This is a genomic window from Stenotrophomonas sp. JAG2, assembly GCF_041080745.1.
In the GTDB taxonomy this organism is placed as follows: Bacteria; Pseudomonadota; Gammaproteobacteria; order Xanthomonadales; family Xanthomonadaceae; genus Stenotrophomonas; species Stenotrophomonas maltophilia_AA.
In genome coordinates this window covers 92,232-107,320 of sequence record NZ_JBEUMH010000002.1, presented here as the reverse complement: position 1 = coordinate 107,320, position 15,089 = coordinate 92,232, and the positions used below count along the sequence as shown (strand labels likewise).

Annotated in this window: 8 protein-coding genes; 7 read left to right on the top strand and 1 reads right to left on the bottom strand. The window is 68.1% G+C overall.

Going from position 1 to position 15,089, the window contains the following annotated elements; all coding sequences use genetic code 11:
* Nucleotides 1–13: 13 nt before the first annotated feature.
* Genes xylA through AB9O74_RS02660 form a run of 3 tightly spaced genes read left to right on the top strand, consistent with a single transcriptional unit; the run spans nucleotide 14 to nucleotide 5,366 of the window.
* Nucleotides 14–1,348 (top strand): xylose isomerase, encoded by a 1,335-nt coding sequence (gene xylA, locus AB9O74_RS02670; protein ID WP_176988930.1) that lies wholly within the window; start codon nucleotides 14–16, stop codon nucleotides 1,346–1,348.
* A 47-nt stretch (nucleotides 1,349–1,395) separates the two neighbouring features.
* Entirely contained in the window at nucleotides 1,396–2,805 is a 1,410-nt protein-coding gene (locus AB9O74_RS02665) for a sugar porter family MFS transporter (RefSeq protein WP_369348306.1), read from the top strand.
* Nucleotides 2,802–5,366 carry a glycoside hydrolase family 3 N-terminal domain-containing protein gene (locus AB9O74_RS02660; protein WP_369348305.1) on the top strand — a complete coding sequence of 855 codons (2,565 nt, stop codon included), beginning with the start codon at nucleotides 2,802–2,804 and terminating at the stop codon, nucleotides 5,364–5,366. The genes AB9O74_RS02665 and AB9O74_RS02660 overlap by 4 nt, the downstream gene beginning before the upstream one ends.
* Nucleotides 5,367–5,383: 17 nt before the next feature.
* Here the strand turns inward: AB9O74_RS02660 and AB9O74_RS02655 are convergent, their stop codons facing one another.
* The gene (locus AB9O74_RS02655) at nucleotides 5,384–6,439 is read right to left on the bottom strand and encodes a LacI family DNA-binding transcriptional regulator (protein WP_176988933.1); all 1,056 of its coding nucleotides are present in this window, start codon (nucleotides 6,437–6,439) and stop codon (nucleotides 5,384–5,386) included.
* Between the two features lie 111 nt (nucleotides 6,440–6,550).
* On the opposite strand from AB9O74_RS02655, the gene AB9O74_RS02650 reads away from it, so the two are divergent.
* The 4 genes from AB9O74_RS02650 to AB9O74_RS02635 all read left to right on the top strand — a co-directional run bounded on the left by AB9O74_RS02650 (nucleotide 6,551) and on the right by AB9O74_RS02635 (nucleotide 15,079).
* Entirely contained in the window at nucleotides 6,551–8,665 is a 2,115-nt protein-coding gene (locus tag AB9O74_RS02650; RefSeq protein ID WP_369348304.1) for an alpha-glucuronidase family glycosyl hydrolase, read from the top strand.
* Nucleotides 8,662–10,692, top strand: a complete 2,031-nt coding sequence (locus AB9O74_RS02645) for a sialate O-acetylesterase (RefSeq protein WP_369348303.1) — start codon at nucleotides 8,662–8,664, stop codon at nucleotides 10,690–10,692. The genes AB9O74_RS02650 and AB9O74_RS02645 overlap by 4 nt, the downstream gene beginning before the upstream one ends.
* Nucleotides 10,692–12,383, top strand: a complete 1,692-nt coding sequence (locus AB9O74_RS02640) for a glycoside hydrolase family 43 protein (RefSeq protein WP_369348302.1) — start codon at nucleotides 10,692–10,694, stop codon at nucleotides 12,381–12,383. Before AB9O74_RS02645 ends, AB9O74_RS02640 begins: the two co-directional genes overlap by 1 nt.
* A 71-nt stretch (nucleotides 12,384–12,454) precedes the next feature.
* Nucleotides 12,455–15,079, top strand: coding sequence for a glycoside hydrolase family 3 C-terminal domain-containing protein (locus tag AB9O74_RS02635; protein ID WP_369348552.1), 2,625 nt, complete (start codon nucleotides 12,455–12,457; stop codon nucleotides 15,077–15,079).
* Nucleotides 15,080–15,089: the final 10 nt, after the last annotated feature.

Here is a 15,089-nt window from a genome sequence, read left to right as displayed (position 1 = left end):
AGGAAGACGCACCATGAGCAATCAACCCTTCATCGGCGCCAAGGAATACTTCCCCGGCATCGGCCGCATCCCCTTCGAAGGCCGGGGCTCGGACAATCCGCTCGCGTTCAAGGTCTATGACGCGGACAAGGTCATCGGTGGCAAGACGATGCAGGAGCATCTGCGCTTCGCGGCCTGCTACTGGCACACCTTCTGCAACGCCGGGCATGATCCGTTCGGCCCGGGCACCCGCAATTTCCCGTGGGAAGGCGCCTCGCCGATGGCGACTGCCGAGGCCAAGGTGGACGCGGCGTTCGAGTTCTTCACCAAGCTCGGCGTGCCGTACTGGTGCTTCCACGATATCGACCTGGCGCCGGATGCGGACGATGTCGGCCAGTACGAGAAGAACCTGAAGCACATGGTGGGCCTGGCCAAGGCGCGGCAGGATGCGACCGGGATGAAACTGCTGTGGGGCACGGCCAACCTGTTCTCACACCCGCGCTACATGAATGGTGCGTCCACCAATCCGGATTTCGCCGTGGTGGCGCGCGCCGCCGTGCAGGTGAAGGCCGCCCTGGAAGCGACAGTTGAACTGGGCGGCGAACACTACGTGTTCTGGGGTGGCCGCGAAGGCTATGCCTCGCTGGCGAACACGCAGATGAAGCGCGAGGTCGACCACTTCGCGCGGTTCCTCACGATGGCGCGCGACTATGGCCGCAGCATCGGCCTGAAGGGCAACTTCCTGATCGAACCCAAGCCGATGGAGCCGATGAAGCACCAGTACGACTTCGACAGCGCGACCGTGGCGGGCTTCCTGAAAGAACATGACCTGCACAAGGACTTCAAGCTCAACATCGAGGCGAACCACGCCACGCTCTCCGGCCACACCTTCGAGCACGACCTGCAGGTCGCCTCGGACCACGGCCTGCTGGGCAGCATCGACGCCAACCGCGGCAACGCGCAGAACGGCTGGGATACGGATCAGTTCCCGACCGACCTCTACGACACCGTGGGCGCGATGCTGGTCGTACTGCGGCAGGGCGGATTGGAGGGCGGTCTGAACTTCGACGCCAAGCTGCGTCGCGAATCCACCGACATGGAAGACCTGTTCATCGCCCACATCGGCGGCATGGACGCATTCGCACGCGGGCTGGAAGTGGCCCACGCGCTGCTGAACGACTCGCCGCTGGAACAGTGGCGCAAAGCGCGCTACGCCAGCTTCGACAGTGGTGCCGGCAAGGAGTTCGCGCGCGGTGCGCTCAGCCTCACGGACCTGGCCGCACTGGGTGCCAAGGGCGGCGAGCCCAACCAGACCAGCGGCAAGCAGGAACGCTACGAGAACCTGCTCAACCAGTACCTGCTGCGCTGAGCGCGACAGTTCGCAGCGATGACACCGAACCGGGGAGGGGCAGGGCAATGAACCAGGCAGTGAGCGGTGGGGAGAACACCCGGCTGATCGTACTGATCAGCGTGGTGGCGACGATTGGCGGATTCCTGTTCGGCTTCGACAGCGGCGTGATCAACGGCACCCAGGACGGCCTGCACCAGACGTTCCGGTCAGGCGAGTGGATGCAGGGGTTCGAGATCGCCTCGATGCTGTTGGGCTGCGCCATCGGTGCCTTCAGCGCCGGCCGGCTGTCCGACAGCCTGGGACGCCGCAACGTGTTGATCGTCTCGGCGGTGTTGTTCCTGCTGTCGGCGATCGGGGCAGGTGCAGCGGCGTCGTCGACCCTGTTCATCATCGCGCGGGTGATGGGGGGCTTTGCGGTGGGAGCGGCCAGCGTGATCTCGCCGGCGTACATCGCCGAAGTCGCGCCGGCGCGCTACCGCGGCCGCCTCGCGACGGTCCAGCAGATCGCCATCATCAGCGGGCTCACCGTCGCGTTCCTGTCCAACTATCTGTTGGCGGCCACCGCCGGCGCCTCGACCGAGCCGCTGTGGGGCGGGCATGCGGCGTGGCGCTGGATGTTCTGGATGCAGGCGGTGCCCTCGCTGCTGTTCCTGGCACTGTTGCTGACCATTCCGGAGAGCCCGCGCTACCTGGTGGTGAAGCGCCGCAAGGAGGAGGCGCTGCACGTGCTGACGCGGCTGTTCGGCGGTGCCGAGGCGCAGGCCAAGCTGGCCGAGATCGACGCCTCACTGTCGACCGACCACCATCGCCCGCGGCTGTCGGATCTGCGCAGCAAGGCCACCGGGAAGATGCGCCCGATTGTCTGGGTCGGCATCGGCCTGGCCATTTTCCAGCAGCTGGTCGGCATCAACGTGGTGTTCTACTACGGCGCCGTGCTCTGGCAGGCGGTCGGTTTCTCCGAGAACGACGCACTGCTGATCAACGTGCTGTCCGGTGCGCTCAGCATCGGCGCCTGCATCGTCACCGTGCTGCTGATCGACCGCATCGGGCGCAAGCCGCTGCTGTGGATCGGCTCAGCCGGCATGGCGGTGTCGTTGGCGCTCCTGGTGGTCGCCTTCGCGAGTGGCTCGCTGGTCGATGGGCGCCTGCAGCTGCCCGGGAGCATGGGCACGCTGGCGCTGGTGGCGGCCAATGCCTACGTGGTGTTCTTCAATGTTTCCTGGGGTCCGGTGATGTGGGTGATGCTGGGCGAGATGTTCCCCAACCAGATCCGCGGCTCGGCACTGGCCGTGGCGGGTGCGGCGCAATGGACCGCGAACTTCGCCGTCACGGTGACGTTCCCCATCCTGTTGGCCGCCATCGGGCTAGCGGCGACCTACAGCCTCTACCTGGCGTCGGCCGTCATCTCGGTTTTCTTCGTGCTCAGGTATGTGCACGAAACCAAGGGCAAGGAACTGGAGCAGATGGAAGGATGAACACGATGACGAATCGACGCCTTGCCCACGCCCGCCGTGGCGTGCTGCTGGCCGCGCTGATGGGGGTGTTGGCTGCCTGCGGAAACGATGACAAGGCTGCTGCACCGGCGGCGGCCGATCCGGATCCGTGGCCGCAGGTGGCCTGGCCGCTGCCCCAGGATGCCGCGTTGGAGAAGCGGATCACCGACCTGATGGACACCATGACGGTGGAGGAAAAAGTGGGCCAACTGGTGCAGGGCGACATCGCCAGCATCACGCCGGAGGACCTGCGCACCTACCGGCTCGGCTCGATCCTTGCGGGCGGCAACTCCGACCCCGGTGGCCGCTACGATGCCTCGCCGGCCGAATGGCTGGCGCTGGCCGATGCGTTCTATGCCGCCTCGATGGACACCTCGCAGGGCGGCAAGGCGATCCCGGTGCTGTTCGGCATCGACGCCGTCCACGGGCAGAGCAACATCACCGGCGCGACCCTGTTCCCGCACAACATCGGCCTGGGCGCGACCCGCAACCCGGAACTGCTGCGCCGTATCGGCGAGATCACCGCGCTGGAAACCCGCGCGACCGGGATGGAGTGGGCGTTCGCGCCGACCGTGGCGGTACCGCAGGACGACCGCTGGGGGCGTACCTACGAGGGGTACTCCGAGTCGCCCGAGGTGGTGGCCAGCTATGCCGGCGCGATGGTCGAAGGCCTGCAGGGCAAGGTGGGCTCGCCAGGCTTCCTTGACGGTCGTCATGTCATCGCATCGGTCAAGCACTTCCTCGGTGATGGCGGCACCACCGATGGCAAGGACCAGGGCGACACCCGGATCAGCGAGGCCGAGCTGGTGCGCATCCACGCGGCCGGCTATCCGCCCGCCATCGCGGCGGGCGCACAGACGGTGATGGCCTCCTTCAACAGCGTCAACGGCGAGAAGATGCACGGCAACAAGCCGTACCTGACCGATGCGCTGAAGGGGCGCATGCACTTCGGTGGTTTCGTGGTGGGCGACTGGAACGGCCACGGGCAGGTCAAGGGCTGCACCACCACCGATTGTCCGGCCACGATCAATGCCGGCCTGGACATGGCCATGGCGTCGGACAGCTGGAAGGGCTTCTACGAGACCACGCTGGCCGCAGTGAAGGACGGCACGCTTCCCCAGCAACGCCTTGACGATGCAGTGCGCCGGATCCTGCGGGTCAAGATGCGGCTGGGCCTGTTCGAGGCGGGCAAGCCGTCGTCGCGCGCCGTCGGTGGGCAGTTCGCACTCGTCGGCGCGCCGGAGCATCGTCAGGTTGCACGCCAGGCGGTGCGCGAATCGCTGGTGCTGCTGAAGAACCAGGGCGGCGTGCTGCCGCTGTCGCCGAAGCAACGCATCCTGGTGGCCGGTGACGGTGCCAACGACGTGGGCAAGCAGGCGGGCGGCTGGACGCTGAACTGGCAGGGCACCGGCACCACCCGCAAAGACTTCCCGAATGCGGACACGATCTACGAAGGTATTGCGCAGCAGGCCAAGGCCGCTGGCGGCGAGGCGCAGTTGGCGGTGGATGGTGCTTACACCACGAAACCGGATGTGGCCGTGGTGGTGTTCGGCGAGAACCCCTATGCGGAATTCCAGGGCGACCTGCCGACCCTGGCCTACAAGCCGGGGGACGACGCGGATCTCGCGTTGATCAAGCGGCTCAAGGCCGACGGCATCCCCGTGATCGCGGTGTTCCTCAGCGGACGCCCGCTCTGGGTGAATCGTGAGATCAATGCCGCCGATGCCTTCGTGGCGGCCTGGCTGCCTGGTTCGGAAGGGGCCGGCATTGCCGATGTGCTGCTGCGCAGGCCGGATGGCAGCGTGCAGCACGACTTCAAAGGCACGTTGAGCTTCAGTTGGCCGCGCACCGCGACGCAGTACGCCAACAATGTCGGGCAGAAGGACTACGACCCCCTGTTCGCCTTCGGCTTCGGCCTGACCTATGCCGACAACGGTGATCTGGCCGCGCTGCCGGAAGCATCGGGCGTGACGGGCAACGAAGGGGCCATCGGTGTGTTCTTCGCGCGTGGGGATGCCGGCTCCGGCATGGCCCTGCGGCTGGAGGGCAGCACAGGGCAGGGGGTGACCGTCACCCAGGTGCCGGAATCCCTCGAGGGCGACCTGCTGAAGGTCACCGGTGTGGATCACCTGGCGCAGGAAGATGGCCGCCGTCTCGCGTGGTCGGGCAAGGGTGAGGCGATCGTCGCGCTGCAGTCGCACACGCCACTGGACCTGCAGCGCGAGAGCAACGGCGATCTGATGCTGTTGACCACGATGCGCGTCGACGCCGCACCCCGGGGCGAGGCGTGGTTGTCCGTGGGCTGCGGCACGGGCTGTTCGGCACGCGTTGCGCTCGGGCCGGCGCTGGCAAAGCTGCCCGTGGGCCAATGGACCCGCGTGGGCGTGCCCTTGAAGTGTCTGGCGGCGGCAGGCGCGGAGGTCGGCAAGCTGGATCGCCCCTGGTCGATCGGGACGGCAGGCGTGATGACGCTCTCGGTGTCACGCGTCGCCCTGGGCGCCTTGAACGAAGCGGAGGCCACCATCGCATGCCCCGGCGCGTGACGATGCGGCCTGCGCCCTCAGCGCTTGGGCGGGCGCGCGACCGAGTCGCGCACCACCAGCCGGTGCGGCATGACGTGATCGGTCAACACGCGCGTCTCATCGCCCTTGCGGCGGATGGTGCGCAGCAGGATATCGATGGCGGCGTCGGCCATCGCAGCGATGGGTTGATGGAGGGTGGTGAGCTCGGGCCAGACGGTCGTTGCCGCCGACGTGTCATCGAAACCCACCACCGACAGGTCACGGGGCACCTCGAGGCCGCGTCGGTGTGCAACGGAGATGGCCGCTGCCGCCATGTCGTCGTTGCTGGCGAAGATGGCCGTCGGCGGCCGACGCTGGGACAGCAGCTTCTCGGTCGCGGCAAGCCCCGAACGGTAGGTGTAATCCCCCTGTTCGACGAGGCCGGGTTCGACCTGCAGCCCTGCCTCCTGCAGGGCGGTGACAAACCCATCGTAGCGTCGCGCGCTCGCGCTGAGGTCGCTGCGGCCGCAGATGAAGCCGATCCGACGGTGCCCATGCTGGATCAGGTGTTCGGCCATCTCCTTGCCCGCGTGGAAGTCGTCGATGCGGACGCAGGAAAGATCGTCTCTCAGGTGCCCCGACGCGATCGCGACCACCGGAATGCCCGCGCTGACCAGTTCGGTCACGGCCGCCTGCGACTCGCACAGCGGGGGCGGCAGGATGACGCCATCCACACGGCCAGCCAGGGCGCGCGCAGCGTTGCGCTCGGCCTCGGGGTCGAAGTTGTCCCAGTAATGGATGACCAGCTGGATGGCCGCGTTGGACGCGACACGCAGCAGGCCGACCAGCAGCTCCCGCAGGTAGGCGCCGCTGGGGTTGGTGTAGATCAGCGCGATCCGCGTGTGCTGCGCCGCCGCCAGCGAACTCGCGGCCAGGTTGGGCGTGTAGCCCAGTTCGCGCACCGCGCGCATCACCCGTTCGCGCGTGACATCGCGCACCTTGCCTTGGTTGATCGCGCGCGACACGGTCATCGGCGAGACCCCGGCCAGGGCAGCCACCTCGTCGATCGTCACGCCACTGGTTTTGCGGCGGACCGATTTCTTCGGCTTGTCCAATGCGTGTTGCCTTTCTTCTTTGTGACGCTGCCGCGAGGCGGGCACGTCCGCAGCTTACAAGGTTTGCTGGCGACACTGCTGCTCCGCCGGAATGTCGAGCGGTGTCACTGGATGCTGGGTGTCGCCCTGGCACTTTTCGCCTGCGCGGGCAGCGTGCGCGCGGAGGACGGCTACGCCCTCTGGCTGCGCTATGCACCGCTGGAACCTGCCCTCGCGACCGACTACCGGACACGGCTGGGCGGGGTCGTGGCCCCCGATCAGACCCCGACGCAACGTGCCGCGCGCGAGGAACTTGTGCGTGGCCTCACCGGCCTGCTGGGTCGCGCGCCGCGGATGCAGATGGCGCCCAGCGCGGACCCCAGCGTGGTGCTGGGCACCCCGGATTCGTCGGCCGTGATCGCGCCCCTCCGCAAGGAGATTGACTCACTTGGCGACGACGGCTACCTGCTCAGGCGTGCGCACATCGGCGGGCGCGAGGTGCTGCTGGTGGCCGCACGCCAGGATATCGGGGTCCTGTATGGCGTGTTCCATCTGCTGCGACTGCTGCAGACCGGCGCGTCACTCGATGCCCTTGAGGTTCGCGAATCACCACGGCTTCGGCTGCGCGTGCTCGACCACTGGGACAACCTGGACGGCTATGTCGAACGCGGCTATGCGGGTCGCTCGCTGTGGGACTGGCAGACCCTGCCGGAGTGGCGGGACCCGCGTTATACGGACTATGCGCGTGCCAACGCCTCGCTCGGCATCAACGGCACCGTGCTGAACAATGTAAACGCGAGCGCGCAGAGCCTTGCGCCGGCATATCTCATCAAAGCGGCCGCGCTCGCGGACATGTTCCGGCCGTACGGCATCCGCGTGTACCTGAGCGCGCGCTTCAGCGCCCCCATCGAGCTGGGCGGGCTGAAAACCGCCGATCCGCTGGACCCGGACGTGCAACGTTGGTGGCGCGACAAGGCTGACGAGATCTACGCGCACATTCCGGATTTCGGCGGCTTCCTGGTCAAGGCCAATTCGGAAGGACAGCCCGGACCGCAGGACTATGGCCGCTCGCATGCGGACGGTGCCAATCTGCTGGCTGACGCGCTGGCATCGCATGGCGGCGTGGTGATGTGGCGCGCCTTCGTCTACGCCCATGAGGTGCCCGAGGACCGCGCCACGCAGGCCTACACCGAATTCGCCGGCCTGGACGGTGACTTCCGCCCGAACGTGATCGTGCAGGTAAAGAACGGGCCCATCGACTTCCAGCCGCGGGAGCCGTTCCATCCCCTGTTCGGGGCCATGCCACGCACGCCGCTGATGATGGAGGTCCAGATCACCAAGGAGTATCTCGGCTTCGCCACGCATCTGGTGTACCTGGGGCCGCTGTACGAGGAGGTGCTGCAGTCCGATACCCACGCACGCGGCGCGGGCGCCACGGTCGCGCAGCTCCTGACCGGCATCGCCGGCGTGGCCAACATCGGCAACGATCGCACCTGGAGTGGGTCGCACTTCGACCAGGCCAACTGGTACGCCTTCGGCCGTCTCGCCTGGAATCCGGACCAGTCCGCCCGCGACATCGCGACGGACTGGGCAGCGATGACGTTCGCGCCGGATCCCGAGGTGGTGGCACCCATCGTCGACATGATGATGGTCTCGCGCGAGGCCGCGGTGAACTACATGACACCGCTGGGCCTGCACCACCTGATGGCGCGCGGGCACCATTACGGGCCCGGCCCGTGGGTGGACGGCGGTCCGCGCGCGGATTGGACCGCCGTGTACTACCACCGCGCCGACCGCGATGGCATCGGCTTCGATCGCACTGCACGCGGCAGCAACGCGGTGGCCCAGTACGCCCCCGAGGTGGCCGCCGTGTACGGCGACCTGGCGCGGGTGCCGGAGCCGCTGCTGTTGTGGTTCCACCATGTCCCGTGGGATCACCGCATGGCCTCAGGACGACCGTTGTGGGACGAACTGGTGGGGCGTTACTCCCTGGGTGTACGCCAGGTAGAGGGCATGCAGGCTACCTGGGCAGGCCTGCAGGGCAGGGTGGATGCGCAGCGGCATGCGCAGGTCGCCGCCTTCCTCGGCATCCAGCGGCGCGAAGCGCAGTGGTGGCGCGATGCCAGTGTCGCGTACTTCCAGTCGGTCAGCGGCAGGCCCTTGCCTGCGGGCGAAACCGCGCCGCCACACGCGCTGGGCTGGTACCAGCGCCTGCAGCTTCCTTCCGCGCCGGGAGATGGGCGATGAGTCGGACAGCGTGGATGGGCTGGATACTGGTGCGCATCGTGATGTGCTGCGCCATGCCGGCCGTGGCACAGGAGCCGGCCACACCGCTGTTGCATCCGCTGTTCCAGGATCACGCCGTGCTGCAGCGCGACCAGCAGATTCCGGTCTGGGGCCATGCTGCGCCCGGCACTCCGGTTTCCGTGGCGTTCGCGCGACAAACCGTCACCACGCGCGCGGATGCCAGCGGCCAGTGGCATGCAACGCTGAAACCCATTCCCGCTGGCGGCCCTCACGAAATGACCGTCCGCGCAGGGCCGGCCACCCAGATCGTGCATGACGTGCAGATGGGCGATGTCTGGTTGTGTTCCGGGCAGTCGAACATGGAACTGCCGGTATGGCGCGCGCTAGACGCAGACAGTGAGATCGCCTCCGCCACGTACCCGACGATCCGCCTGCTCACCGTGCCCAAGGCGGCAGCCGTTACGCCGCAGAGCACGTTCCCGGCGCGGACGGCGTGGAAGCCGGCGTCGCCAGCCGCGGTGCGCGACTTCTCCGCCGCCTGCTACTACTTTGCGCGTGAACTGCAGAAGACCGTCAACGTCCCGATGGGGCTGATCCAGGCGGCGTGGGGCGGTTCGCGGATCGAGGCGTGGACCGGCGCCGACGCGCTGCGTACGCAGGGCGGCATGGACCCCGCGCTTGACCTGCTCGCGCTCTACGCGAGCAACCCTGCGGCGGCAACCGCGGGCTGGGGCGAGGTATGGCAGCAGTGGTGGTCGAAGCGCGAGGGAGCCCGGCAAGGCGACACCCCCTGGCAGCCGGGCACAGACAGCACGGCATGGCACACGGCACCGGCCGCGCTGGGGGCATGGGAGCGTTGGGGCGTGCCGGCGCTTGCCGCGTACAACGGCATGGTCTGGTACCGCACCCAGGTCACGTTGACCGCCGCGCAGGCGGCGCAGGGCGCACGGCTTGCGCTGGGCGCCGTCGATGAGACGGACATGACCTGGGTCAACGGCGTGGCGGTGGGTAGCCAGTACGGTGCAGGGGAGGCGCGGCGTTACACCCTTCCGGCCGGTCTCTTGAACGCCGGTGAGAACACGGTGGTGATCAACGTGCTGGATACCTACGGCGAGGGTGGGCTGTCGGGACCGGCCGCCGCCCACGCGGTGGAGCTGGACGACGGCACGCGCATCGTCCTTGACGCACCGTGGCACTACCGGGTGGCGCCCGGTGCACAGGCACCGCCGCTGGCGCCCTGGCATGCCGCCACGGGTCTGTCGACGCTGTACAACGGCATGATCGCGCCGCTCGGCAGCTATGGCCTGCGTGGGATGCTCTGGTACCAAGGCGAGTCGAACACGGGTGACGGCGCCGCTTATGCCAACCGGCTGCGCAGCCTGCGCGATGACTGGCGCAGCCGGTTCGGTGCGCGGATGCCGCTGCTGGTGGTGCAGTTGGCCGGCTATGGGCAGCCGCCCCAGGCGCCGGTGGAGAGTGGCTGGGCACAGGTGCGCGAGGCGCAGCGTCGCGTCGCGGCGGAAGATCCGCATACCGGGCTCGCGGTGGCCATCGACATCGGCGATGCGTACGACATCCACCCGCCCAACAAACAGGAGCTGGGCCGTCGCCTGGCCCGGGTGGCGCGTCACGTGGTCTACGGCGAACGGGCGCTGGCACCTTCCGGCCCGACGGTGCGCACGGCGTCGCGCGCGCAGGGCGAAGCAAGGATCGCGTTCGACAACGTCACCGGCACCCTGGTCACGACCGGTGCGAACGGCCCCATAGGATTCGAGCTCTGTGACGCCGACGGACGGCACTGCCGCTATGCCGAGGCGGTGCTGGAGGGGCGTGACGTGGTGCTGTCGTGCCGGGATTGCCTGGATTGCGTGGATTGCGTGGAGCCGGCCAGCGGCCGGCACTACCGTGGCGCCCCCCTGCGTGTCCGCTACTGCTGGGCCGACGGCCCGGTCTGCACGCTGCGCGACAGCAGTGGCGCGCCGGCCGGTCCCTTCGAGATTCCCCTTAACGCTGCGGAGGTTCGCTGATGCGCCTGCTGATGGCCACGGTCGTTCTGCTGTTGTCGGCGACGGTGTCGCCACTGGGCGCTGCGCCTGCGCCGCCGGTTTATTTCGACTGGTTCGAATATTCGGGTCACGACGCGGCGTTTGAAACACCTCTTCCAGCCGGTCACTACCGCAACCCGATCCTGGCCGGCTTCCATGCGGATCCGAGCATCGTTCGCGCCAATGACCGCTTCTATCTGGTCAATTCCAGCTTCACCTACTTCCCGGGTATTCCGGTATTCGAAAGCATCGATCTGGTGCACTGGAAACAGATCGGCAACGTGATCGACCGCCCGACGCAGCTGGACTTCGATGGACTGAGCGTTTCGCGCGGCATTTTCGCGCCGGCGATCGAATACCACGACGGCATGTTCTATGTGGTCACCACGGCCGTCGACAGTGGCGGCAACTTCATCGCGACCGCGCGGGACCCGGCCGGCCCCTGGTCCGACCCGCACTGGCTGCCCAGCGTGGAGGGCATCGACCCGTCGCTGTTCTTCGACGAAGACGGCGCCGTCTACCTGGTCAACAACGATGTGCCGCCCGGTCCGCAGCGCTACGAGGGCCACCGCGCCATCTGGATGCAGCAGATCGATCTGGCCGCGTTCAAGCCGATAGGGCTGCGCAGGGTGCTCATCGACGGCGGGGTGGAGCCGGCGAAGAACCCGATCTGGATCGAGGGTCCGCATGTCTTCAAGCGCGATGGCTGGTACTACCTCTCCGACGCCGAGGGTGGCACCGGGCCGCAGCATTCCCAGGTGGTCCTGCGCAGCCGCGAGGTCTGGGGGCCGTACCTCCCGTATGCGGGCAATCCGATTCTTACCCAGCGCGACCTGCCGGACGACCGGCCGCTGCCGATCACCAACGCCGGCCATGCCGATCTGGTGGAAGGTCCGGACGGCGCCTGGTGGGCGGTGTTCCTGGCCAGTCGCAATTACCAGACGCGCCACTACAACACGGGGCGGGAGACGTATCTGCTGCCCGTGCAGTGGCGGGATGGCTGGCCGGTGATCCTGCCGGCCGAGCAGGCCATCCCGTATGTGGTCAAGGCGCCGTCATGGATGCGGGGCGATGCCTCCCAGGCGCCATCAACCGGCAACTTCGTCGATCGCGACGGTTTCGATGCACCGACGCTCGGCACGGGATGGTTGCAGGTGCGCGTCCCCAAACAGGCGTGGGCAGACCTGGGCCTGCGTCCGGGTAGCTTGGCCGTGCATCCGCTGCCGGAGAACCTCGACACGCTGCGCAACCCTGCCTTCCTTGGCCGCCGTCAGCAGCATCTGCGCTTCGAGGCCAGCACTGAAATGACGCGGCCGGCGACGGGTGTGGCGGCGGGCCTTGCTGCGTTCCAGAGCGAGAGTTACTGGTACTTCCTGGGCGTGCGCAGCCTCGCCGGGGATCGCGTGGCGGTCTTCCTGGAAGCGCGCGATGGCAGCGGTGTGACCCGCACCCTGGCCACGCGCGACGCGACGGCGTCCACGTCGCTGCGCCTGAAGATCGCCGGTGACGAGGGCAGCTATGCGTTCGCATTCGACACGGATGATGGGCAGGGCTGGCAGACGCTCGCCGACGACGTGGACGGAACGGTGTTGAGTACGGATCGCGCAGGCGGCTTTGTCGGCGCGCTGCTGGGACCATTCGCGCGCGACGAGCGCGCCTTGAGGAGCAAATGATGACGCGTGCGCCTTACCTCTTCAGTGGCCGTCGTGGCCCCACCTTCCGCACCTTGGTGCTGTGCGCTGCCATGGCAGCGGCGACCGCCGGTCATGCCGCCGAAACCCAGCCCTGGTTGGACACCTCGGCCAGCTTTGAAACCCGCGCCGCCGCGCTGGTGGGGCAGATGACCCTGGAGGAAAAGGCCGCCCAGATGCAGAACGCCGCGCCGGCCATCGAGCGCCTGGGCGTTCCGGCCTACGACTGGTGGAACGAGGGCCTGCACGGTGTGGCGCGGGCAGGGCAGGCCACCGTCTTCCCGCAGGCGATCGGGCTGGCTGCCACTTTCGATGTGCCGTTGATGGCGCAGGTCGCGACCACCATCAGCGACGAGGCGCGCGCCAAGCATCACCAGTTCGTACGCGAGGGATCGCATGGCCGCTACCAAGGCCTGACCTACTGGTCGCCGAACATCAACATCTTCCGCGATCCGCGGTGGGGCCGTGGCCAGGAAACCTACGGTGAGGACCCGTACCTGACCGCGCGCATGGGCGTCGCCTTCGTGCACGGCCTGCAGGGCGACGACCCGGTGTACCGCAAGCTCGACGCCACGGCCAAACACCTGGCCGTGCACAGTGGCCCCGAGGCCGACCGCCACCACTTCGACGCGCGCCCCAGCAAACGCGACCTGTACGACACCTACCTTCCGGCCTTCGAGGCGCTGGTGAAGGAAGGCCCGGTCGACGCGGTGATGGGCGCCTACAACCGGGTGTACGGCGAGTCCGCCAGCGCCAGCAGGTTCCTGCTGCGCGACGTGCTGCGCCGGGACTGGGGCTTCAAGGGCTACGTGGTGTCCGACTGCTGGGCCATCGTGGATATCTGGAAGCATCACAAAATCGTGCCGACCCGCGAGGCCGCCGCGGCACTGGCGGTCAAGAACGGCACCGAGCTGGAGTGCGGCCAGGAATACGCCACGCTGCCGGCCGCGGTACGCCAGGGGCTGATCAGCGAAGCGGAGATCGACGATGCGGTGACGCGGCTGTTCACCGCGCGGATGCGGCTGGGCATGTTCGATCCGCCCGAGCGCGTGCGCTGGGCGCGGATACCGGCCTCGGTGAACCAGGCCCCGGCGCACGACGCGCTGGCCCTGAAGGCCGCGCAACAGTCACTGGTACTGCTGAAGAACGATGGCGTGCTGCCGTTGTCGCGCAGCCTCAAGCGCATTGCCGTGGTCGGCCCGACCGCCGATGACACCATGGCCCTGCTCGGCAACTACTTCGGCACGCCGGCCGCGCCGGTGACCATCCTGCAGGGGATCCGCGACGCGGCGAAGGGCGTCGAGGTGCAGTACGCACGCGGCGTCGACCTGGTCGAAGGGCGCGACGATCCCGGTGCGACACCGCTGATCGAGGCAGCGTACCTGCGGCCGTCGGCCGATTCCCCGGAACGTGGCCTGCGCGGTGAGTACTTTCGCACGCCGGATCTGTCAGGGACGCCGGCGCTGGTCCGCACCGATGCACAGATCGGTTTCCGCTGGGATCGGGGTTCACCCACCGACAACCTGCTGGCCCGCGGTGAAGCGGCGCCGGGGCAGGGCATTCCCAACGATGGCTTCAGCATCCGCTGGCGAGGCCAGCTGCTGCCGCCGGTCTCGGGCCGCTACCGGATCGAGGCGGCCGCCGATGACGGCTTCCGTCTCTACGTGGATGGCAAGCGGGTGCTGGACCACTGGGCCAACAGTGATCGCCTGCGCAGCGACGGTGTCGACCTGGACCTGCAGGCGGGCCGCGCCTACGAGCTCACGCTGGAGTACTTCGATAACGAGCGCGACGCCGGCGTGCGGCTGGGCTGGCACCTGCCCGGCGCGAAGCCGCCGTTCGAGGAGGCGGTCGATGCCGCCCGCAACGCGGACGTGGTGGTCTTCGTCGGCGGCCTGACCGGCGATGTCGAGGGCGAGGAGATGACGGTGAACTATCCGGGCTTCGCGGGCGGCGACCGCACCGACCTGCGCCTGCCCGCCACCCAGCGCGCCCTGCTGGACGCGCTGCATGCCACGGGCACCCCGGTGGTGATGGTGCTGACCGGCGGTTCCGCGCTGGCGGTGGAGTGGGCCCAGGCGAACCTGTCCGCGATCCTGATGAGCTGGTATCCGGGGCAGCGCGGTGGCACCGCAGTGGGCGAAGCGCTGTTCGGCGACACCAATCCCGCGGGCCGGCTGCCGGTGACGTTCTACACCGCGGACCAGGCGATGCCGGCCTTCGACGACTACACGATGGAAGGCCGCACCTACCGCTACTTCCGCGGCACGCCGCTGTATCCGTTCGGCTATGGGCTGTCCTATACCCGGTTCGGCTACGGCAGACTCCGTCTCGATGCGCCCCGCATCGCCGACAACGGCACGCTCAAGGTGCAGGTGGACGTCTCCAACACGGGCAAGCGCGCGGGTGACGAAGTGGTGCAGGTGTATGTAAGGCGGCTGGCGGCCGGCGCAGGCGATGCGCAGCAGACCTTGCAGGGCTTCCAGCGTGTCCACCTGGCGCCTGGCGAGCGGCGCACCGTGGCATTCGATCTGGACGCGCAGCAGGCGCTGCGCCAGTACGACGACGCGCGCGGAACATATGTGGTGCCGCCGGGGGCGTATGAAGTGAGGGTGGGCGGCTCCAGCGCCGATGCCCGTGTGCAGAGCCGCTTCACCGTGGAGGCACGTCGTGACTGAGGCCCGCCAC